The sequence below is a fragment of the Pseudolactococcus yaeyamensis genome, from assembly GCF_054658615.1.
The window spans coordinates 13,781-35,666 of record NZ_BAAGGP010000016.1; the positions used below are offsets into that span (position 1 = coordinate 13,781).

At 36.2% G+C, this 21,886-nt stretch carries 20 protein-coding genes; 18 read left to right on the plus strand and 2 right to left on the minus strand.

The genetic code is table 11. The features are described from left to right. Positions 1-98 precede the first annotated feature (98 nt). The 17 genes from rpoC to ACYQ21_RS04910 all read left to right on the plus strand — a co-directional run bounded on the left by rpoC (position 99) and on the right by ACYQ21_RS04910 (position 19,388). The gene (gene rpoC / locus ACYQ21_RS04830; protein ID WP_460055841.1) at positions 99-3,710 is read left to right on the plus strand and encodes a DNA-directed RNA polymerase subunit beta'; all 3,612 of its coding nucleotides are present in this window, start codon (positions 99-101) and stop codon (positions 3,708-3,710) included. Between the two features lie 872 nt (positions 3,711-4,582). After that, positions 4,583-5,512, plus strand: coding sequence for a YveK family protein (locus ACYQ21_RS04835; RefSeq protein WP_460055843.1), 930 nt, complete (start codon positions 4,583-4,585; stop codon positions 5,510-5,512). Positions 5,513-5,541: 29 nt separating this feature from the next. Next, on the plus strand, positions 5,542-6,249 hold the full coding sequence (locus tag ACYQ21_RS04840; protein ID WP_460055846.1) for a CpsD/CapB family tyrosine-protein kinase: 708 nt from the start codon (positions 5,542-5,544) through the stop codon (positions 6,247-6,249). A 42-nt stretch (positions 6,250-6,291) separates the two neighbouring features. After that, positions 6,292-7,026: a tyrosine-protein phosphatase gene (locus ACYQ21_RS04845; RefSeq protein WP_460055848.1), complete on the plus strand. Its 735-nt coding sequence runs from the start codon at positions 6,292-6,294 to the stop codon at positions 7,024-7,026. 123 nt (positions 7,027-7,149) lie between these two features. After that, complete coding sequence (locus ACYQ21_RS04850) at positions 7,150-7,698, plus strand: hypothetical protein (RefSeq protein WP_460055849.1); 549 nt, start codon at positions 7,150-7,152, stop codon at positions 7,696-7,698. After that, positions 7,695-8,369 (plus strand): class D sortase, encoded by a 675-nt coding sequence (locus ACYQ21_RS04855; RefSeq protein ID WP_460055851.1) that lies wholly within the window; start codon positions 7,695-7,697, stop codon positions 8,367-8,369. Before ACYQ21_RS04850 ends, ACYQ21_RS04855 begins: the two co-directional genes overlap by 4 nt. Positions 8,370-8,384: 15 nt before the next feature. After that, positions 8,385-9,230: a hypothetical protein gene (locus ACYQ21_RS04860; protein ID WP_460055853.1), complete on the plus strand. Its 846-nt coding sequence runs from the start codon at positions 8,385-8,387 to the stop codon at positions 9,228-9,230. A 41-nt stretch (positions 9,231-9,271) separates the two neighbouring features. After that, positions 9,272-9,955 carry a sugar transferase gene (locus ACYQ21_RS04865; protein ID WP_460055856.1) on the plus strand — a complete coding sequence of 228 codons (684 nt, stop codon included), beginning with the start codon at positions 9,272-9,274 and terminating at the stop codon, positions 9,953-9,955. A gap of 35 nt (positions 9,956-9,990) precedes the next feature. Continuing rightward, positions 9,991-10,848 carry a glycosyltransferase gene (locus ACYQ21_RS04870; RefSeq protein ID WP_460055859.1) on the plus strand — a complete coding sequence of 286 codons (858 nt, stop codon included), beginning with the start codon at positions 9,991-9,993 and terminating at the stop codon, positions 10,846-10,848. 1 nt (position 10,849) lies between these two features. Then, complete coding sequence (locus ACYQ21_RS04875; RefSeq protein ID WP_460055861.1) at positions 10,850-12,034, plus strand: glycosyltransferase; 1,185 nt, start codon at positions 10,850-10,852, stop codon at positions 12,032-12,034. A gap of 138 nt (positions 12,035-12,172) precedes the next feature. Then, positions 12,173-13,195 carry an NAD-dependent epimerase gene (locus ACYQ21_RS04880; protein WP_460055864.1) on the plus strand — a complete coding sequence of 341 codons (1,023 nt, stop codon included), beginning with the start codon at positions 12,173-12,175 and terminating at the stop codon, positions 13,193-13,195. A 36-nt stretch (positions 13,196-13,231) separates the two neighbouring features. Then, positions 13,232-14,347, plus strand: coding sequence for a glycosyltransferase (locus tag ACYQ21_RS04885; RefSeq protein ID WP_460055867.1), 1,116 nt, complete (start codon positions 13,232-13,234; stop codon positions 14,345-14,347). Continuing rightward, positions 14,344-15,009, plus strand: coding sequence for a DUF1919 domain-containing protein (locus ACYQ21_RS04890; protein WP_460055869.1), 666 nt, complete (start codon positions 14,344-14,346; stop codon positions 15,007-15,009). Before ACYQ21_RS04885 ends, ACYQ21_RS04890 begins: the two co-directional genes overlap by 4 nt. Then, on the plus strand, positions 15,006-16,301 hold the full coding sequence (locus ACYQ21_RS04895) for an O-antigen polymerase (RefSeq protein ID WP_460055871.1): 1,296 nt from the start codon (positions 15,006-15,008) through the stop codon (positions 16,299-16,301). Before ACYQ21_RS04890 ends, ACYQ21_RS04895 begins: the two co-directional genes overlap by 4 nt. Beyond that, the gene (locus ACYQ21_RS04900) at positions 16,282-17,712 is read left to right on the plus strand and encodes a lipopolysaccharide biosynthesis protein (RefSeq protein WP_460055873.1); all 1,431 of its coding nucleotides are present in this window, start codon (positions 16,282-16,284) and stop codon (positions 17,710-17,712) included. The genes ACYQ21_RS04895 and ACYQ21_RS04900 overlap by 20 nt, the downstream gene beginning before the upstream one ends. Next, complete coding sequence (locus tag ACYQ21_RS04905; RefSeq protein ID WP_460055875.1) at positions 17,705-18,181, plus strand: LbetaH domain-containing protein; 477 nt, start codon at positions 17,705-17,707, stop codon at positions 18,179-18,181. Before ACYQ21_RS04900 ends, ACYQ21_RS04905 begins: the two co-directional genes overlap by 8 nt. Positions 18,182-18,221: 40 nt before the next feature. Next, positions 18,222-19,388: a nucleotide sugar dehydrogenase gene (locus tag ACYQ21_RS04910; RefSeq protein WP_460055877.1), complete on the plus strand. Its 1,167-nt coding sequence runs from the start codon at positions 18,222-18,224 to the stop codon at positions 19,386-19,388. Between the two features lie 133 nt (positions 19,389-19,521). Here ACYQ21_RS04910 and ACYQ21_RS04915 read toward each other — a convergent pair whose 3' ends face one another. Both ACYQ21_RS04915 and ACYQ21_RS04920 read right to left on the minus strand, forming a co-directional pair. Then, entirely contained in the window at positions 19,522-20,097 is a 576-nt protein-coding gene (locus ACYQ21_RS04915; RefSeq protein ID WP_460055879.1) for a VanZ family protein, read from the minus strand. Positions 20,098-20,408: 311 nt separating this feature from the next. Further along, positions 20,409-20,948 carry an SLOG family protein gene (locus ACYQ21_RS04920; RefSeq protein ID WP_460055881.1) on the minus strand — a complete coding sequence of 180 codons (540 nt, stop codon included), beginning with the start codon at positions 20,946-20,948 and terminating at the stop codon, positions 20,409-20,411. 323 nt (positions 20,949-21,271) lie between these two features. On the opposite strand from ACYQ21_RS04920, the gene recU reads away from it, so the two are divergent. Continuing rightward, positions 21,272-21,871, plus strand: a complete 600-nt coding sequence (gene recU, locus ACYQ21_RS04925; RefSeq protein ID WP_460055883.1) for a Holliday junction resolvase RecU — start codon at positions 21,272-21,274, stop codon at positions 21,869-21,871. Positions 21,872-21,886: the final 15 nt, after the last annotated feature.

The window sequence follows — 21,886 nt, forward strand, 5'->3', positions numbered from 1 at the left end:
TTTAGTCATTATTGAGTCAAATGCTGATTAAACTCTTGCTGAGGTCATCTTTAGACAAAGTCTATGCGTAAAGATAGCCTCAATTTACAGGAGAAAAAATGGTCGATGTAAATAAATTTGAGAGTATGCAAATTGGGATTGCGTCTCCTCAAAAAATCCGTTTTTGGTCTTTTGGCGAAGTCAAAAAACCCGAAACAATCAACTATCGTACACAAAAACCAGAACGCGAAGGGCTCTTTGATGAACGTATTTTCGGGCCATCAAAAGACTGGGAATGTAGCTGTGGTAAGCTAAAAGGCGTTTTCTATAAAAAACAAGTCTGTGAAATTTGTGGTGTCCAAGTGACACGTGCGAAAGTTCGTCGTGAACGCATGGGGCATATCGAACTTGCAGCACCAACCTCACACATTTGGTACTTCAAAGGCATTCCATCACGTATGGGTTTAGCCTTGGACATGAGTCCTCGCTCTCTTGAAGAAATCATTTATTTCGCAAGTTATGTGGTCATTGACCCCAAAAATACTGCACTTGAGAAAAAACAACTTTTGACTGAACGCGAATATCGCGAACAAATGCTCAAAAATGGTTTTGGGTCATTTGTTGCAAAAATGGGTGCTGAAGCCATTCAAGATTTGCTTAAAAATGTGAATTTGGATGTTGAAATCTCAGCCCTTAAAGAAGAGTTGCAAACTGCAACAGGTCAAAAACGTGTCAAAGCCATCCGTCGTTTGGATGTCTTAGATGCCTTCAATAAATCAAACAATAAATTAGAGTGGATGGTACTCAATGTTTTACCAGTTATTCCACCTGATTTACGTCCGATGGTTCAACTCGACGGTGGTCGTTTTGCAACCTCTGATTTGAACGATTTGTATCGTCGTGTTATCAACCGGAATAATCGTTTGAAACGTTTGATGGAATTGAATGCACCCAATATCATCGTTCAAAACGAAAAACGGATGTTGCAAGAAGCCGTGGACGCGCTTGTAGATAATGGTCGTCGTGGTCGTCCGATTACTGGTCCGGGTAACCGTCCACTTAAATCTCTCAGCCATATGCTGAAAGGGAAACAAGGACGTTTCCGTCAAAACTTGCTCGGTAAACGTGTTGACTACTCTGGTCGTTCGGTTATCGTTGTTGGTCCAACACTTAAAATGTACCAATGTGGTGTGCCGCGCGAAATGGCGATTGAGCTCTTCAAACCATTTGTTATGAGTGAAGTTGTTAAACGTGACATGGCACCTAATATTCGTGCTGCGAAACGTAAAGTTGAACGTCAAGACCCAGATGTTTGGGATGTGCTTGAAGATGTGATTAAAGAACATCCAGTTCTACTTAACCGCGCACCTACGCTTCACCGTCTAGGTATTCAAGCCTTTGAACCAGTCCTTATTGATGGTCGTGCGATTCGTCTTCACCCACTTGTGTGTGAGGCCTACAATGCCGATTTCGACGGTGACCAAATGGCGATTCACTTGCCACTTTCAGAAGAAGCCCGAGCAGAAGCGCGTGTCTTGATGCTAGCTGCTGAGCACATTCTTAACCCGAAAGATGGTAAACCAGTTGTTACACCGTCACAGGATATGGTTTTGGGTAACTACTACATTACCATGGAAGAAGCGGGTCGTGAAGGCGAAGGCATGGTCTTTGCTAACGCTGACGAGGCAGAAGTCGCTTGGCGTAATGGTTTCGTTCACTTGCACACACGTGTTGGGATTGCAACGAAATCATTGAACAAACCTTGGACGGAAGATCAAAAAGATAAGATTATGGCGACGACTGTTGGTAAAATCCTGTTCAATGCGATTATGCCAGAAGAGTTCCCTTATCTGAATGAACCAACACAAGAAAACTTAACATCACAAACTGATGACCGTTTCTTCATGGCGCTCGGAGACAATGTCATCGAATTTATCCAAAATCTTGAGTTAGTACCACCATTCAAGAAAAAACATTTGGGTAATATCATTGCGGAAGTCTTCAAACGTTTCCGCACGACATTGACATCTGAAATGCTTGACCGTCTCAAAGACCTCGGTTACCACCATTCGACTAAGGCGGGTTTGACTGTGGGTATTGCTGATATCCCGGTTGTTGCAGATAAACATCTCATCATTGAAGAAGCACATGATAAAGTAGCACAAATCACGAAGAAATTCCGTCGTGGTGCGATGACTGATGATGAACGTTATACAATGGTAACAGACGTTTGGCGTGGTGCTAAAGAAGAACTTGAACGTCGCCTGATTGAAGCCCAAGACATGTCGAATCCAATCGTGATGATGATGGACTCAGGTGCCCGTGGTAATATTTCCAACTTCTCACAGCTCGCGGGTATGCGTGGGTTGATGGCAGCGCCGAATGGTAAAATCATGGAGCTCCCAATCATCTCAAACTTCCGTGAAGGTCTGTCTGTTTTGGAAATGTTCTTCTCTACCCATGGTGCCCGTAAAGGGATGACCGATACGGCCCTTAAAACAGCCGATTCAGGTTACTTGACACGTCGTCTCGTTGATGTGGCTCAAGATGTCATCATCCGTGAAGACGACTGTGGTTCTGACCGTGGTCTTGTGATTAGTGATATTGCGACAGGTAAAGAAATGGTTGAACCCTTATCAGAACGTCTCAATGGTCGTTACACACGTAAAACGGTTGTTCATCCTGAAACAGGTGAACAAATCATCGGTGAAGATGAGTTGATTACAGAAGCCATTGCAGCGCAAATCGTTGCAGCAGGCATCAAAGAAGTCACGATCCGTTCAGTCTTTACATGTAAAACACGTCATGGTGTCTGCAAACATTGTTATGGTGTCAACTTGGCAACTGGTGATGCAGTTGAAGTTGGTGAAGCAGTCGGAACAATCGCTGCCCAATCAATCGGTGAACCTGGTACACAGTTAACCATGCGGACATTCCACACGGGTGGTGTGGCATCATCTGAAGATATCACACAAGGTCTCCCTCGTATCCAAGAAATCTTTGAAGCCCGTAACCCTAAAGGGGAAGCGGTCATCACTGAGGTAACGGGTGAAGTTGTTGAAATCACAGAAGAAGCAGCGACGCGTAAGAAAGAAGTAACAGTCAAAGGTGAAACTGATACACGGACATATGAAGTGCCATTTACAGCACGTATGCACGTTGAAGTTGGTGATTTCATTCACCGTGGAACGCCTTTGACAGAAGGTTCTATTCAACCAAAACACTTACTTCAAGTTCGCGACACGCTCTCAGTTGAAACTTACTTACTTGCAGAAGTGCAAAAAGTCTATAGAAGCCAAGGGGTTGAAATCGGCGACAAGCACGTTGAGGTCATGGTTCGTCAAATGCTCCGCAAAGTCCGCGTCATGGATTCTGGCGATACAGATCTCTTGCCGGGGACACTCATGGACATCGTTGATTTCGAGCAAGCTAACCAACAAATTTTATTTGATGGTGGCGTGCCTGCGACATCTCGTCCAGTCCTTATGGGTATCACTAAAGCATCGCTTGAAACAAATTCATTCTTGTCAGCTGCATCTTTCCAAGAAACAACACGTGTCTTGACTGATGCTGCAATCCGTGGCAAGAAAGATCCATTGCTTGGTCTTAAGGAAAATGTTATCATCGGTAAAATCATCCCAGCTGGTACTGGTATGGCACGTTACCGCAACCTTGAACCATTAGCAAAAGTTGCTGAAACATCAGAAGTTGTGGCTGAAGTCACTGAATAATGAATTGAGGCTGAGACAAAAGTCCTCTAAAAAATAGGCTATGAACCATTTCCGGTGTTAAACGGAAACGTTCATAGCCTATTTTGTGTGAAATTCGTATTGTTTTGTCAAAACAATACGAAATTAGCAAGAAAAGTGCTGCTACCATTGAAAAAATCAATAACCTGTGAAAAGTCGAAAATCAGCATCATTTTAGTCTATCTATTTTTGAAGTCTTTTGTCCCAACCTCTTTTGTTTTAGTTTGTAGATGAATTAGAAAAACGATTGAAATTTATGCTAAAATGAAAGCATGAAAATACAAAAATACTTGACAATCGGTAATGTTCTTAGAGATACGATGCTATCGGACTGAATTCCTTGCTAAAGCCTTGTGAGCGAGGACTAATCAAAACGACTTTATCGCGGTTTCTAGATTAAGGTAATCTGGTTGATAAAAAATATAATATTCCGTCAATTAAGAGTGAAAAAACTTTGACAAATATTAATAATAAAAAAAGATATCGGCTTGGTTTTTAAGTTAGTTTTTCTAATATAAATAAGTCGTAATGGTTTTTAGTAACATTGGTTCCGACATGAAGCGTTAGGGGGATTGTCTGGAAGTCAGTGATTGTTTGGCTATTACAGGCGTTTCTCAGCGTCTACTTAAAGCGTAATTATTAGGTTTTAATATGCGCTAATTATAACTATAGAAATGTAATTAAAATATGAGTGAATCAAACAAAACGGATAAAATTTAAATTTCCCAAATGATTTGTAACATATGTAGAGATTATGATATAATGTAAATTGTAGTGTGACTAAGATAAAGTGTATAGCGCATCTAGAATGATGAGAAATATAGTCACATACAGTTGAAATTACAGGGGTGGAAATGGAAGAAATAGTTAGTTTACAAGAAATAGCATTGATATTAAGAAAAAGAATTCTATTAATATTTGCAATGCTGATTCTGGGAATAATCGCATTAGCAGGTATTACATTCTTTTTAATCACACCTAAATACGGTACTGATACACAGCTAGTTGTTCAATCAAATCAAGAAAATACAACAGGTGTAAATTTACAAAGCGATTTAACTGGTAATGTGATGATGGTGAATACTTACAAAGATTTGATTAAATCTGATGTTGTTCTGGATCAAGTATCGTTACAATTGGCAAAGGAAAACGGTATTCAATACGCTTCTTCTGAGTTAAACCAAATGATTAGTGTGGCACAAAGTCAAAATTCTCAAATGTTTTCAATTCAGGTCGTTTCTAAAAACGCAGAGGAAGCGATGGAAATTGCAAATAGAACGGCAATGATTTTTAAAGAGAGAGCAGTTGAGATTTTAAAAGTCGATAAGGTTTCAATCATAAGTCTAGCTAAATTGAAAACGACACCCGTTTCTCCAAATAAGAAATTAAATTTATTAATTGGTGCAGTTATCGGCCTGATGTTAGGAGTTTTGATTGCTTTTCTTTTAGAATTTTTGGATAAAACGGTTAAAGATGCGAAATTTATTGAGAATGATTTAGGTTTGCCACTTTTAGGGGAAATATCAGTTTTATCTAGTAAGGAATTGCAAAATTCGTTGTTCTTGAATGTTTTGGAAAAACAAGATGAGCATTTAGAGACTGAAAGTACTCCAGAACAAACGATTCCTGAAGAAAATGAAGCAGCTGAAGTAGTCAAGGTATTGGAAACGCCAAATCCTATTACGGAAAAAGAAGCAAGAAAACAAACAAGAAAACAAACAAAAGTGACAGCAAAGGATGTTCAAAATGTTGAAAATAAAAGACGAAAGCGTCCGAGACTTTAACAGTGAGTTTGAGAAAGGTGGCAGATGAGATGGGAAGTTTTTACAAGCGTAAAAAAGATGATAAGCCGAGTCCAGTTTCTTTAATCACTATGTTCAAGAAAAGAAGCATCGTTTCTGAACAGTATCGGACGATTCGCTCAAATATTCGTTTTTCAATGGTAGACAAAGACTTGAAATCATTGGTTATAACGAGTGCTGGCCCTAATGAAGGGAAGTCAACAGTTGCCAATAATTTGGCTGTTGTTTTCGCAGATGCAGGTCTAAAGACACTTTTAGTAGATGCAGATTTGCGTAAACCAACGGCTGATTTAACTTGGTCGCTGTCAAGAGATGAAGGTTTATCAGATTTATTGGTAGACAAAACATCAAATTACGAGAATTATGTTAGCCAAACTAAGGTTGATCGTCTGTCAGTTTTAACAAGTGGCCATGTCCCTCCTAATCCTTCTGAATTGTTGGGGACAGAACGCATGCAGGAGATTTTGCAGACATTGACTCAGAATTTTGATCTTGTGATTTTTGACACACCACCACTAACTGCTGTAACGGATGCGCAAATTTTAGCGAGCCGAACAGATGGAACGATTTTAGTCGTTCGCGAGCGGCAAAGAGACAAGCGAGAAATCTTGCTATCTAAACAATTATTAGATATGGCTCAGGCCAATATTTTAGGTGTTGTTTTCAATGGGACTAAGATTTCTAAGGATGACTACTATTATTACGGTAGTAAATCCTAGCATCTGGTATCATTTTGGAGTTATTAACGATGGAGACGATAGATGATTGATTTACATTGTCATATTTTGCCTGGGATAGATGATGGTGCAAAGAACTTAAATGATAGCATTAAAATGGCAAAAAAAGCGGTTAGTCAGGGAATTACGCATATTTTATGTACACCTCATCACAATTCTTCATATGAAAATCCTAAAAGTAAGGTACTGCTTCAAGTAGCAGAATTGCAGGAGGAATTGACCAAGAGAAATATTCCTTTGATTCTCTATGAGGCGCAAGAAGTAAGAATTTTTGAGCATTTAATGACTGAAATTAACCAGAATGAAATTTTATTTGCTGATGTGACAGATCGCTATTTAATGCTAGAATTTCCGATGGACAGTATTCCTGACTATGCAAATAAACTCATTAAGCAGTTGATAGCGCGTGGCATTATACCGATAATTGTTCATCCTGAACGATATAAGGTATTTCAAGCGAACCCTTCCTTGTTGGAAAAGTATTTGAAAATGGGCTGTCTAGCACAGTTGACGGCACCATCGCTTGTCGGTAAATATGGTAAAAAGATTCAGAAACTTTCCCATTACTTCGTTAAAAATAGTATGGTACAAATGCTTGCAAGTGATGCACACGATGTTGACAATCGAAATTTTTATTTGGCAGAAGCCTATGAAATGATTAGAAAGAAATATGGTGAAGGGAAAATTGATTACTATAACTGTGTTGCGAGAGACATTATTAATGGTGATAATATTAGCTTAAGGCGTTATAGGAAATAAAATTGGTATTTTCTGCTAAATTAGCAGTTTATAATAGATTGCCCATTCAGAATGAAACATTTGATAATCAATTGATCTCAAATGATGGTAGTTTTGAATACAACTAAAATTGGAGAAGATGAAATGAAAATGAAAACGAGTGTACTTACAATTATTTTAGGCTTAACACTAGTTGTTAGCACGAATGCAGCAGCAGCAGAGAAAAGTGTTGTAACTGCTGGAGAACAAAATGTTATTACAGCAGCACAGACTGCTGCTGGTAGTCACTTAGCACCAAATCATACCATTCAAGCAAGTAACTATATGAAAACAGTGGATATTTCGGATGCTAATGCTGCCATTATTGTCAAAGATATTAACGAAATTGTTGCTTTAGTTAAGTCGACAGGTGTGAACACTGCAAATGTCACATCTTTAGATGAGTTGTTGGCACTATTGCCAGTTGATGTTGCTGAAAAAGTTGCTGCTTTAGCTGCTGAAATTGATGATTTAACGCCAGGATTTACACTTGAGCAATTACTAGCTGAGGAATGGTTGACAGATGCAAATGATAAACCTGTCTTAGCTAATACAGGTGTAAATTATACTTCGAGTCTAATTGCTCTATCAAGCTTATTTATTGTTGTAGCAGGTGCAGCAGTTGTAATGAATAGAAGTAAACAGCAAGCTTGAAAAAATGGCGGAGATTAGGTGCATATGTTTATGTACCTTTGATTTTTATGATATTAGGTTATGTCATGATTTATGCAATCGGAAAACCTGTGATTAATTTTGTGACATCGGCTACTTCTTTATTACTATTAAATGACGAACCTAAGTTTGAACAACAATCGCTTAAGTTACCAACTAAAAGTGAGATATCAAATAAAAAAGTAGAAGATGGTAGACTTTTAGCCTCTTCCATTACTTATCCTGAAAAAGGTTCACGTTATGGTGAAGTAACTATCGAGCAAGTCGATATCAATCTACCTTTATATTATGGTGATTCTAGTGAGATATTAGCAATAGGTGCTGGTATGTATCCTAATAGTAAATTTCCTGGTGAAAAGGGAACTACAATTATTGGTGGGCATAACCAACCGACATTTGGAAAAATTTCTTATTTGAATGTTGGAGAAAAATTTGGCATTAAAACATCATATGGTGAGTTTACCTATGAGATTATTTCAACTCAAATCATTCAAGCGAATGATTCAATGGTGCTGACGGAATTGGCGCAAAATCAAGAGCCGCGCGCATTCTTATATACTTGTTATCCAGTTGATGCGATTGGTTTTACGCCTCAACGATTTGTTGTGATTGGCAAGCAGATTACAGGGCCGATTATTAATGAGAACAAATAAAGGAGGCAAGGGAAAATGATTGAGCGCAATAGACCTGTTCAGACGATAGCACGTTTAATCATATCCTTCGTTATGACGATTTTCTTGTTCGCATTTCTGATTCTTTTGAGCATTAGGCTTACTTTATTTAATGAGAAACACATGGAAAAGATTGCTAAAAAGACGGATTATTACCAAAAATTAACCACTAGCATTAATAAAGATATTAGTGGCTTCAGTCTAGGGAGCAATGTGCCAAAAGAAGTTTTAGAAAATATTGTTTCTGTACAAATTGTTGAAAATAATGTGAATAATTATTTTAAAGCTATCTATAAACCAGGTATCACCTATGAATTTTCAGGATCGGATGAATTAAAAAAAGATATAAATAACAAAATAATGACTTATGCTGATGAAAAGCAAGTCCCAATTCATTCCAAAGCGTCTGTGGAAGCCTTAGCTAGTAAGAGCGTTGAAATTTTTAAGGGGTATGTTAAATTGCCCTACCTAGTACAATTTGGTCAAAAATTGATGAATTATAAGTCAGTATTGACAAGTATTATTTTTTTGACTGGCTTGATAAGTGGCTTAATAGCAATATTTCTGTTAGCAACATTACGTGGCTATAAACATCGTTTACTTCGTTTTGTATCTCATAGCTTTATTGGTGCTGGCTTGATGGGGATGGTTGTCCCGAGTTACCTACTAATCAAAGATGTCTTTCATTATATCAATATTCGGAATCAAGCGATGTATGAGTTCTTGACAACCTATATTCGTAGCTTTTTATGGATGTTTATTTATATCGGTGCTGGATTGCTAATATTAGGTATACTATCAGCAGTATTATCTGAGAAACAGCGATTGAAACTGACGCATTAGTACGTGTGAAAAATAGTTGGTAAAAGGTAGGAGGAAATAGAATGCCGTCAACTAAAAAGAATATTATAGATGTCATGACATATCCACAACTATCCAATCATAAATCAAAAATTGGTTATGTTTTGATGAAACGACTCATTGATTTTATTGTAAGCTTCATCGGTTTAATCGTTTTGTTACCTGTATTTGTGATGATTACGTTGATTATGAAGTGCTCTGAACCTAAAGCACCAATATTTTTCGCACATACCAGAAATGGTAAAGCGGGCAAGAAGTTCAAAATGTATAAATTTAGAACTATGTGTCAAGATGCAGAAACAATTTTGATGAAAGATAGAACACTATTTGAAAAATTCAAGACAAATGGTTATAAATTCGAGACACATGAGGACCCTAGAGTTACAAAAGTCGGTGGCTTATTAAGAAAAACAAGTCTGGATGAATTGCCACAACTGATAAATGTTTGTTTAGGGCATATGTCGTTGGTCGGCCCGCGTCCGTTACCAGATAGGGAAATCATTGAATACGGTGAAGAACTATACAAATTTTTAAGTGTTAAACCAGGTATTACAGGATGGTGGCAAGTTTCAGGGAGAAGCAATGTCAATTATCCTGAGCGATGTCATCTTGAATTGCATTATGTAGAAAACAGTAGTTTAGCTTTTGATGCTTATATCTTGCTGAAAACAGTTGTGATTGTTTTGATGCGGGTGGGCGCACATTGAGGCGAGGCTGTTAAATTGAAATTAGGAGTGTGTGGATGGCAAGATTAGTTGTGATGCTGCCAACTTATAATGCAGAAAATGATATTGAAGAAGTTCTATCTTTGATTTCTTCACAAATTAGTTCAGAAGACAAAATACAGATTGTAGATTCATCCTCAACGGATAAGACGGTTGCTATTGCAAAGCGATACGATGCTGATATCATGATTATTCCACAAGAAGAATTTTCGCATAGTGGTACCAGAAGTAGAATGGCAGCTAAAGCGGTTGATGAAGGCTTCGATTATGGTTTATTTATGACTCAAGATGTTTACTTGCAAAAAAATGCAATCAAAAATCTCCTAGAGTTAATAAGTAGTGAACAAGAAATTGGTGCGGTTTTTGGAAAACAAGAAGTTGACTTAGTTAAAGGTAATCTATTTGAGTATTATGCTAGAAGTTTCAACTATCCTGAAAAATCTGAAGTTTGGGATAAGACTGCAATTTCGGAAAAAGGAATAAAAACTGTATTTATCTCGGATGCTTTTTCAATCTACAATTTAAGAATTATAGCTGCTTTAGGTTATTTCGGTGATACAGTTAATATGTCAGAAGACATGTTAATAGCGGATAAGCTTATTCAGAACGGTTACAAAATAGGTTATTCTGCTACAGCAAAAGTCTATCATACTCACAATTTTAAAATATCAGATGAATATAAACGTTATAAATTAATTGGTAGATTTTATAAAGAAAATCAAGAATTAGTCAGCAGATATGGCAAAACAAATAGCAATGGCATGAAGTTGGCAATTGGAGAAGTGATTTTTTTAATAAAAAAAGGAAAATTACATATGCTTCCTAAGTCGCTTGTAAGGAATGCAGCAAAATTTATTGGACATAAGATTGGTTAAAATGAGTAAGTTATTGGTAGTTTTGGAAGAGCATTTCGTTCGAGATGAAGATGGTAATTATTGGTCAAAGAGAGTTGTCAACGATGACTATTTAGAACGGTATCTCAATGTATTTGATGAAGTGACGATATTTGCTAGAACATCATCAGAAAAAAAAATAGTGCCTGCAACTTATAACAAAATTACTAAAAAAGGAATCAAATTTGTAGAAATTCCAGATGTTCAGGGAGCGGTTGCCTTAGCTAAAAAAGCACCACAAATTATTCTAAGTTTTAAGAAGGCACAGAAGGGGCATGATGTTGTTATTTTGAGAGCGCCTTCCCCACTTTCATTGTTGCTTTATAGATTCGTTTCAAAAAAAGCTGTCTTTGGTGCAGAATTTATGATGGCTGCTAATAAATTTTTTGAAAAAGAGGGGAAGATTTGGGAAAGTGTAAATTCTTTTTTTGACCGAGAAGGGAAACGTTTGTGTTATACTGCAAATGGTGTTTCATATGTTACGGAGTGGAAATTACAGGAACAATATCCTCCTAGAGCCAGCGAAGTTATTTCAGATCAATATTTTACAACTTCTTATTCAAGTATCAATTTGAGAAAAGAGTTTTTTAAACCGAAAGTATGGCAGGATAATCCTAAAGAATTTGTTATAGTCCATGTTGGCTTTATGGATAGTTACAGGAAAGGTCAAGATATCTTGATTGAGGCTGTGAGTATTTTAGTCAAAAAAGGTATTCCTGTCAGACTTCAATTGGTTGGCGATGGTGAAAAGAAAGCGGCATTTGAAGCACTTGCAACAAAATTATCTATTATTAATCAGGTTGACTTTTTAGGGGGCATGTCAGATAAAAATGAGATTGGCAAAGTACTTGAGGCAGCGCACTTATTTGTTTTACCATCACAGTCAGAAGGTTTGCCGCGCGTAATTATTGAAGCGATGGCTAAAGGTCTTCCAGTAATTGCAAGTGATGTTGATGGCATTCCTGAGTTAGTACAAGATGAGCTGATGATTCATGATTTTGAGCCACAATTATATGCTGATAAAATTGAAAAAGTTTTTTCTGATTGGAATAAATTGATTGAGATTGGGGATCGTAATTATGCTAAATCCCTGAAGTTTGAAGCGAGTTTATTGCAGGAAAAAAGGAAGCAATTTTATAGTAATTTGAAAGAAATGATGTTTAATTGACGAAATAAAATGGGGGCTATTTTGAAAATCAAACATCTGATTAAACTGATGAAGAATACTTGTATCTTCATACCAATAAGTATTGTTAAGGATAAATTTTAGGATGTAAAGTGAGTTTGAAAAGGGAGAAGGTCACATATGAAAATTTTGATTACTGGCGCTGCGGGGTTTATTGGCTATCATTTGACCAAAAAATTATCGGAAAATGTAGCAGATACTGTGGTTGGGATTGATAACCTGAATGACTATTACGATGTTCAATTGAAAAAAGATCGTTTGGCTTTATTAGAGCCAATTAAAAACTTTGTGTTTCATAAGATAGATTTAGTTGACAAAAAGGCTATTGATGACTTGTTCCAATCTGAAAAATTTGATGTTGTCATTAACCTTGCGGCGCAGGCAGGTGTTCGTTACTCAATAGAAAATCCCTATGCTTATTTAGACTCTAATTTACATGGCTTTCTTAATATTTTGGAAGCTTGTCGTCATCATCCTGTTAAACATTTACTCTATGCTTCATCGTCATCTGTTTATGGTGGCAATAAAAAAATGCCATTCTCAACTAACGATAACGTAGATCATCCGGTCAGTTTTTATGCTGCGACCAAAAAATCAAATGAATTGATGGCTCATACCTATAGTCATCTTTATAATATACCAACGACAGGACTTCGTTTTTTTACGGTTTATGGTGAAATGGGACGTCCTGATATGGCATATTTTGGTTTTACGAAATCAATTCTTTCGGGTCAGGAAATCAAAGTATTTAATCAAGGGAAAATGATGCGTGATTTTACGTATATAAAAGATATTGTTGAAGGCATTTCACGTTTATTAACCAAAGCGCCTGCTGTAAATTCTGAATGGGATGAGGAAACGGGCTCAGCATCAACATCGTGGGCACCATACAAAATATACAATATCGGAAATCATTCGCCTGTAACCTTACTTGAATTTATTGAAACAATTGAGAAACACCTCGGGGTAACAGCAAAGAAGAAATTTATGGACATGCAACCAGGCGACGTTGTCGCCACCTATGCAGATGTTGATGACTTGGTGGCGGAAATTGATTTTAGACCAGATACATCACTTGATGAAGGGATTGGTAATTTCGTTAAGTGGTATAAGGGATATTATGCAGCAAAGAAGTCATCCTAATGTTGAGAAATGAGGAGCTTGATTGAATTTTAGAGAATGGGTCAGGAGGTTAAACTATTGAAACTGGTATGTATCATAGACCATGGCCATTATGGTGGTGCGACACAGATGCTAGTTTGGGTCGCTAACAAAATGATGGAAAAGGGGCATGATGTTAAATTCTTAACCTTTTGTAGTAGTGTTGATTTTCGAGGTCTTGGTATATCAGAAGAAATGTTTATAGACTTTGATTTTGAAGAAAGGACAGCCACTAGGAAAAGAAAGTTGTGTGAGAACATCTCTCTTATTAAAAAATATCGAAAGTTCATCAAGAAAGAAAAACCGGATTTTGTTTTGAATTTCGGAGACCATTCTTTTTATCTAGGCCTATTATTTCGTCGATTTTATAAGTATAAATATATTATTTCTGAGAGAGTCGATCCAAACTATTCTCGTGGGAAAAATGATGTTGTGAGAAGATTTTTGTATAACTTTGCGGATGGTTGCATATTTCAGACAGAAGCAGCAAAATCATTTTTCAGCAAGAGATTACAAGATAAGTCTGAGGTCATATTTAACCCAGTAAAAACAAAGACGGAAAAATTTTGGACGAATCGTAAAACAAAAAAAATTATCTCAATAGGGAGGCTTGATTTTTTTCAAAAACGGCTTGATGTATTGCTTGAAGCATTTGTCATTTTTCACAAGAAATTCCCTGATTATGTATTAGATATCTATGGTACTGGTTCTGAAAAGGATGAAAAAAGATTAGATGAACTACTTCTACAATACCGCTTAAAACATTGTGTCAACTTGAAGGGCTATACTTCAAATCCCATTGAAGCTTTATTGACTGGTGAGATGTTTGTTATGACATCTGATTTTGAAGGAATCCCTAATACGTTGATAGAAGCCTTGTCTATTGGTATGCCAGTAGTGGCTACAGATTGTTCACCTGGTGGCGCAAGACTCTTACTAGAATCTCTTCCAGAAAGACATTTGTCTCAACGAGGAGATGTGAATGGTATTGCATCTATGATGGCGGAAATTGCAAGTGATGAAAAAACGGCACTAGCTGATGCGAAATCTTTACGAGAAGCGCTCAATCAATTTTCAGAAGATAAAATTAGTTCTCAATGGACTGAGGCTTTTGAGAAATGGAGTTTAACGTGAAAATAATTGATAAGATTATTGTAAAAAAAACGATTATTAAGAATAAACTGTTCTGGAAGAATCGTCAGAAAAAGATTTTAGATAAAAATTTCAGCATTATCAGTAATAATTGTTGGGGTGGTAGTGTGTATCGACACTATAACTTACCCTATCTGTCGCCAACAATTGGTTTATACCTTTTCCCAGAGGATTATCTAAAATTCATAAACAATTTACATCAATACATTTCAGATGATTTAATGATTATTTCACCTCAAGAGAGCTTACATTTTAATGAATTGAAGAAAAAGGGACAGACTGATGTTCCGATAGGTCGGATCGATGATATAGAGATTGTTTTTTTACATTATAAATCCCCAGAGGAAGCGCTATATAAATGGAATGAACGAAAACAAAGGATTAATTTTGAAAATTTGATTTTCAAATTTAGTGAAATGAATGGTGCTACTCGTTTGGAGTTGGAAAAGTTTGCCATGTTTCCAGCAACTAAGAAAGTAATGTTTATTTCTGATCATACCGCTCAATCTTTAGATTCAGCAGTACTCTATAAAAAATATGAAGGTGCACCTGAAATAGTTAATGATACTGTGTATTATGATAAGTACGTCGATTTGAATGACTTGATTAACCACAACATTCAAATTGAAGGAGGAACGAATTGATTTTATTGATATGTTTGTGTGCAATTTTATTATTAGGAGTGATATATACTAATTTATTTACAACTTCTTTTAATTATATGAATATCTTTAATACGCTGTGGTTATTAATGCTTGGTCTAAGCAGTATACAGCCATTAGATATAATTGCTCCTTCTTTTCAAACCAATGTATCTATCATAACTTTTATAGTGATGGTAAATATATTTTCAATGATTCTATTGGTTAAAGATAGAGTGCTTTTTCGTAAGCCGATAGAATTCAAGTCAACTTCAATAGGGAGTTTGAATCTTCTATTATTCTCGGAATTTTTTTCATTTTTATTGCTTTTACAAAAGTTTCCGACCTCACTTAAATTGGTGTTAAATTTTGGTTTTGATGGTGTAAGAAAACTTTACTTTTCAGATGATTCAAGCTTTGGCAATATGATGATACTGCAATGGTTAGTAAATCCAATTATAATTGTTGGTGTATTATTTTCAGTTATTAGTCTATTGTATGGTTCACGACAAAGAAGGAGTAGTCTCTTTCTGTTAGTTCTTAGTTTTATTAATTCCCTTATGTTTACAATAATTTTTGCTGGAAGGTGGCAATTTGTCACGACGGTTTTAGTAGCCTTATTCGCAGTTGTCCTTTCAGTAAGAGGGAAAATAATTAGATTAATAACAAGGCACAAAAAATTAGTTTTTGTAGGTATCATTTCAGGTTTCTTTGTTGGATTTATCTCATCTCAAAGAACGCTGAGTGGGTTGGGTCTACTTCAAATGCTATATGTCTATTTTTTTGCACCTATTAATTTGTTAAATTTTTACATAGAAAATGCTGATTTTTCTAGATTACATACACTATTCAACGGTCAATATATTGTGTCTGGTTTTTCAAGTATTTTTTCAGTTCTTGCAAACAAAATCTTTCATACTGACTTTTCTATACCACTAGCTCAAATGAATGCTGTCACTTCAAATTTTGTCTATATATCACCTACAATTCATATGAATAATAATTGTACAACAGTATATGCAGCATTGAGAGATTTTGGTAAATTGGGGTTAGTTATTTATCCCTTTGTAATTTCTACCGCCATGCACTATTCGGCAAAACTTTATGCAAAATCTCCTTCGCTGTTAAGTTTATCATTGTATAGCTACTCACTCGTCATTCTGGTCTTTTTACTCTTTGAGTGGATGCCAGCACGAATAAATGTCATGATGGGTTGGGTTTTAATTTTATTTTTTTACAAGGCATCGCATATCAAATTAACTCGGGGAAATAAAAATGGTAAACAATACGACTAATCAGTCAATAGGGAAAAAGACACTCATATATTTTATCGGAAATTTTGGATCAAAAATGATAGGAACATTGATTATTCCAATTTATGCGATATATTTGACTGCGTCAGAAGTCGGCCAATATGATTTTCAAATTACAATTGCGCAATTTTTGTCCCCAATTTTGGTTTTAGCTATCTGGGAAGGGCTGCTTCGTTTTGCCATTTCAGATGAGAAGGAACAAGTTGATGACATCTTATCGACAACACTTCTATTTTCGATTATTCTTTTGTTAGTTTCGACACTTATATTATCGTTAGTGTATAGTTCAACTATCGTTTCTGTTGGGAAAGAATGGTTCCTCTATGTGTTAATGATTGTGCTGACACCGTTAGTCTCCATTTTTCAATACATGACAAGAAGTTTGAAAATGAATATCATCTATATGCAGTCTGGGATTTATTCTTCTGTGGTGAACATCTTATTAATTGTCTTGTTCGTAGTACTTATGAAACTAGGATTAATTGGTTTGTTACTTTCTTGTTTTTTGACTCAAATTTTCTCTATATTATTCATGGGGATGAGAATAAAGATATGGCAGCATGTTTCAATCAAATTGTTCAGTTTGTCTATACTTAAAGGGTTGCTAGGCTATTCTGCCCCGTTAATTTTCAATCTCGTGTTTGTCTGGTTCTTAAATGGATATTCAAGATTTTTTATTAATTGGAAATTAGGTACCGCAGCAAATGGCACATTTGCATTTGGCTTGAAATTTGCGGGGATATTAGCGATGTTTGGCTCGGTGATTGCGATGGCGGCAATTGAAGACGCAATTCTTACATTTAAGGATGATGATTTTATCAAAAGGTTCCAGAAAAATATCAATCATATTTTTTCATTAATGTTACAAGCGAGCTTGGTTATTATTCCAATTATAGGAATTGGTTATGCTTTCATTTCAAATCAAGATTTTTCAGATTCTTTGAATTTTGTCCCAATCGTGGTGTTAGCAACAATTTTTATGAATATGTCAACGAATGTGGGTAATATTTTTAATGTCTTTGGTCAGACGGGCAAAATCTTTTTAACTTCGTTTATAGCTGGTTTAGTAAATGTTGTGTTTTCATTTATCCTTGTTTTGAGTTTGGGCGTTTTAGGCGTTGCAATATCATATATGCTAGGAGCTCTATCCTTATTAATTTCTAGATATTACATGGGAAGGAAGATTGAAAACTATTCAGTGAACATCAAAATGTTAGCTGTATTAGTATTAACTTACTGTGTCGTATCAGTTCTTGTTATTCAAAGATTAATTTGGTTAGATGTCATGCTATTTATCATTCTTTCGATGGCAATACTCTACTACAATAGAACATTGGTGAAGTCAACTGTACATAAAATTGTGAAAGGTGTGAAAAATTATGTTCATGATTGATTATTTTTTTAGAAGCGAACGATTAGTTGAAACGTATTTAAAACGCACAAAGAATAAAAGTGAATTAATTGCCAAATATTACCGAAATAAATTATTTAAACAATTTGGAATAATAGTTGGCAAAAATAGTGACTTTTCTGCCATGCCAATTTTTCCTCACCCTCAAAATATTGTAATTGGTTCAGGGGTTAAATTTGGTCGGAATGTAATCATTTATCACAACACAACATTTGGTGTCAAAAGCAGGGACATTTTGCGGGAGAGCATGGATAATCCTCAAAATGAATTGACTTTATATCCTACGATAGGGGACAATGTTGTCGTATATTCTGGCGCAACAATTGTTGGAGGGATTACTATTGGTGATAATGCTATCATCGGCGCAGGAGTAGTTGTGGCTGAAGATGTTCCAGAAAATTCGATAGTTTTAGCTAGAAATGAAGTGATTACGAAGAAAATAGGAAGATGAGTTAAAGTAAAGCATTGACTTGTAATCTAAGGAGAAAACGATGAAGATTTCAATATTCGGTCTAGGCTACGTCGGTCTAGCAAACGCATTATTACTGGGTCAACATGAGGAAGTGATGGCCTATGACATTGTAGAAGAAAAAATAGATCTATTAAACAAGCAAATATCACCATTAGAGGACAACGAAATCATTGATTTCTTGTCGAATGGCAAATCAAAGGTTGCGTTTACGACTGATTTTGAAAAAGCAGTTAATCATGCGGATTATTTGATCATTGCGACGCCGACGGACTATAATGAAAAGAAAAATTTCTTTGATGTTTCGACAGTTGAAAACGTTATTGAACGTGCCTTGGCGGTCAAACCTAGTGCGACCTTCATCATCAAATCAACGATTCCAGTGGGCTATACTGAGTCAGTCAAGAAAAAATATAAAACAGAGCAGATTATTTTCTCACCTGAATTTTTGCGCGAGGGCAAAGCCTTATATGACAATTTGCACCCATCTCGAATTATTGTAGGGGAAAATTCCGCTCGTGGACAGGCAATTGCGGATATGTTCTTGCGGGGAGCGCTTGATGAGCAGGTGCCAGTCTTGCTGACAAATGACACTGAGGCAGAGTCTATCAAGCTCTTCAGCAACACCTATTTAGCGCTACGTGTGGCTTATTTCAATGAACTGGATACTTATGCGGCCGCTCGTGGGTTGAACAGTCGTCAAATCATCGAGGGTGTCGGCTTGGATCCACGTATTGGATCGCATTATAATAACCCTTCCTTTGGTTATGGTGGTTATTGTCTCCCGAAAGATACCAAGCAATTACGGGCGAATTTTGATGAAGTCCCAGAAAATTTAATCTCAGCAATTGTTGATGCGAACACAACACGCAAAGATTTCATTGCGGATCAGATTTTAGCACATCATCCGAAAGTGGTCGGCATTCACCGCCTAACAATGAAAGCTAACTCAGACAATTTCAGACATAGCTCGATTCAAGGGATTATGAAACGCTTGAAAGCTAAAGGAGTTGAGGTCATCATTTATGAGCCTAGCCTTAAAGAAACGACCTTTTTTAACTCACGTATTGTGACCGATTTAGTGGAGTTTAAATCTCTAAGTGATATCATTGTCACCAATCGTATGGAAGAAGAAATAGCTGATGTTAAGGACAAAGTTTATACACGTGATTTATTTCATGAAAATTGATAGTCCAGTTTTTCGTTACTTGTTTACTAGCTGAGCTAGACTTGCCATCTGCTGATATGTATGATGAAATTTTGATGTAAAGTAAAACGGTTAGAAAATCTAGCCGTTTTATTGCATTCTAGTTATGTAAACTTCAGTTCAGTTGCCTTTTAATTTTCTGACAACAATAATAGCCAACGATACAACCTCCAAAATTCAAGAGAATATCACTAATGGCAAATGTGCCCAGATAAAAGATGAATTGAATGGTTTCAATCCCTAAAAGTGTTGACAAACTAATAAGGCTGAACTGTTTAAAATCAGTATTGATACCGTAAAGCCCCCCTAGGGGAATAAAGTAGATAATATTTAACACGGCTTCTTCTATCGTTCTAGTGTCGTCTTTTATGAAATCAAAAGGATTTAATGACATTGCTTGATAGTTGGAGGATTTGGTAAAAAGAACTGTGAACAGTAATAGCAAGTACAAACTGTAAGCGAAATAGAGATAGATGACAGAAAAACGTTTCAACCAACATTGCACCCAAAAGAGCCACAAGCTAATCGTTAGTAAAAGAATCAAACTTAGAGCTGTATAGTCAAAGCGTCCAATTACTCTAGCAAGCCGCTGATAGTGAGAGAGAATTGGCATAATCAGATAAGTAATGATAGCGTAGCTCAAGAAAAATGCTGTCAACAAACTTCCGAGATAAATTAAAATTTTTCGCAAATATGTCACCTCTTTCTTGTGGTAATAGGTATGCTATTGGTAAACGTATTTTAAATTTAATAGTGAATTTATTTTAACACATTTTAATGTATTTTGCTGTAGGCTCGAACTATCAAAACTGGATTTATAAGGGATGAAAAAGACTAGAAAGCGTGTAGGGATTAAGAAAAGTAGGGCAGGGGTCGGTACTTCTATTTGTAAATAGATGGTTTAGTCTCCATGTTTAAAAGGAGGAGCGAAGAACTGATAGAAGTGGTAAATAGTCAGTTAAAACAGAAAAATTGACTGAATCTACAGTTTTAAATAATCAATTATTCCTGATTTATCTCATCGGCCATTTCATCAGCAATATCTTGCAAGGTATCAAAACGTAACATGCGGACGGGGAAATTGTCTGCTTGATTTAATTGCGCGACCAAATACTTCAACTTGGTTTCATTTTCTTCATCGTAAAATACAAATGCACCATTAGCATTGCTGATTAAAAAGTGATGATACTCTCGAAATTGACCAGCGTTTTGATAGTCATCGTAGGCATATTGAACAAAGTCACCTTGCTTAAACAAGGCCAATTTGGCTTGGTTACCCTCGTTCCAATTTTGACCATGTGTTTTAAAAGGGAAAATGGTCGCAAATTTAAAATTGTAATCTTCTTTCATCTCATCAGCCACTTCAAGTACCCAGTATTCAAAGCCTAAATTGCCACCAAAAATCAACCATTCTAGACCATCTGCAGCAAAAGATTCTAAATTTTTGCGAATCGCTCTCTTAATCACAGTCAATTTCATATCTTTTTCGGCAAAAATGCCTAAGTCAAAGGCGTTATAGCCGACGATGAGTAATGTTTTCATGTTTTGAACATATCCGTTTCTAAATTGTACGATGATTCATTATACATTATAACGCAATCCTACGTTGATAGCGAAATTTGTCATTTTTTTGTTGTGTGCAGACAGTGTTGTAGTCTGTTATAAAGTCAGTAGCATAATTGAGCTAAAATGCTAGAATTAACGCTTTGTACGCAATATGCTTGTATATTTTGCTATAATACTGTAAACTAATAATAACTGTATTTTATTAAAAGTGTGTAAGAAATGTCTCTTGTGCTAGTCACCAAGAGGTCAAAGCTAACGAAACGACAGCAGTTAGTGTTGATGTATTAGAGGGGGAAATCATGGTCAAATATCCTGGTGGTGTAGCGATTGCACGAAAAAAACAAATCAAGCAACCCAAAACGGTTAAATTTGGCAAGCGTGGGATGAATTTTGAAGCTGAAATCAATGCCACAAATGAGTACTATTTGATGCATGAGCTGGCAGTCATTCATAAGAAACCAACACCTATTCAAATTGTTAAAGTTGATTACCCACAGCGGAGCCGAGCTAAAATTACAGAAGCCTATTTTCGTCAGGCCTCAACTACTGACTATTCGGGTGTCTACCAAGGGCATTATCTTGATTTTGAGGCTAAGGAAACACAAAATAAAACAAGTTTTCCACTCAAAAACTTTCACGAGCATCAAATCGTGCATATGGAAAATGTCTTAGGTCAAAAAGGCATCGCCTTTGTTTTGCTTCATTTTTCAACGCTTTCAAGGACTTTTTTGCTTAAAGCAAGCGATTTGATTCCATTTTTCAAAGAAAAAGTCGGTCAAAAATCAATGGCTCTAACCTATATCGAAGCAAAGGGTTATGAACTCTCAACCAATCAATTACCAAGCATTCCTTATCTCGACTGTATTCAAGAAATTTTAGGAGGTGACTCACATTTCTAATCTACGAAAAAGTAA

What these genes read in the sequence shown, in the direction of transcription:
- rpoC (WP_460055841.1), top strand. Translation starts at nt 99, where the DNA reads ATGGTCGATGTAAATAAATTTGAGAGTATGCAAATTGGGATTGCGTCT.
- ACYQ21_RS04835 (WP_460055843.1), top strand. Translation starts at nt 4,583, where the DNA reads ATGGAAGAAATAGTTAGTTTACAAGAAATAGCATTGATATTAAGAAAA.
- ACYQ21_RS04840 (WP_460055846.1), top strand. Translation starts at nt 5,542, where the DNA reads ATGGGAAGTTTTTACAAGCGTAAAAAAGATGATAAGCCGAGTCCAGTT.
- ACYQ21_RS04845 (WP_460055848.1), top strand. Translation starts at nt 6,292, where the DNA reads ATGATTGATTTACATTGTCATATTTTGCCTGGGATAGATGATGGTGCA.
- ACYQ21_RS04850 (WP_460055849.1), top strand. Translation starts at nt 7,150, where the DNA reads ATGAAAATGAAAACGAGTGTACTTACAATTATTTTAGGCTTAACACTA.
- ACYQ21_RS04860 (WP_460055853.1), top strand. Translation starts at nt 8,385, where the DNA reads ATGATTGAGCGCAATAGACCTGTTCAGACGATAGCACGTTTAATCATA.
- ACYQ21_RS04865 (WP_460055856.1), top strand. Translation starts at nt 9,272, where the DNA reads ATGCCGTCAACTAAAAAGAATATTATAGATGTCATGACATATCCACAA.
- ACYQ21_RS04870 (WP_460055859.1), top strand. Translation starts at nt 9,991, where the DNA reads ATGGCAAGATTAGTTGTGATGCTGCCAACTTATAATGCAGAAAATGAT.
- ACYQ21_RS04875 (WP_460055861.1), top strand. Translation starts at nt 10,850, where the DNA reads ATGAGTAAGTTATTGGTAGTTTTGGAAGAGCATTTCGTTCGAGATGAA.
- ACYQ21_RS04880 (WP_460055864.1), top strand. Translation starts at nt 12,173, where the DNA reads ATGAAAATTTTGATTACTGGCGCTGCGGGGTTTATTGGCTATCATTTG.
- ACYQ21_RS04885 (WP_460055867.1), top strand. Translation starts at nt 13,232, where the DNA reads ATGGGTCAGGAGGTTAAACTATTGAAACTGGTATGTATCATAGACCAT.
- ACYQ21_RS04900 (WP_460055873.1), top strand. Translation starts at nt 16,282, where the DNA reads ATGGTAAACAATACGACTAATCAGTCAATAGGGAAAAAGACACTCATA.
- ACYQ21_RS04905 (WP_460055875.1), top strand. Translation starts at nt 17,705, where the DNA reads ATGATTGATTATTTTTTTAGAAGCGAACGATTAGTTGAAACGTATTTA.
- ACYQ21_RS04910 (WP_460055877.1), top strand. Translation starts at nt 18,222, where the DNA reads ATGAAGATTTCAATATTCGGTCTAGGCTACGTCGGTCTAGCAAACGCA.
- ACYQ21_RS04920 (WP_460055881.1), bottom strand. Translation starts at nt 20,948, where the DNA reads ATGAAAACATTACTCATCGTCGGCTATAACGCCTTTGACTTAGGCATT.
- recU (WP_460055883.1), top strand. Translation starts at nt 21,272, where the DNA reads ATGGTCAAATATCCTGGTGGTGTAGCGATTGCACGAAAAAAACAAATC.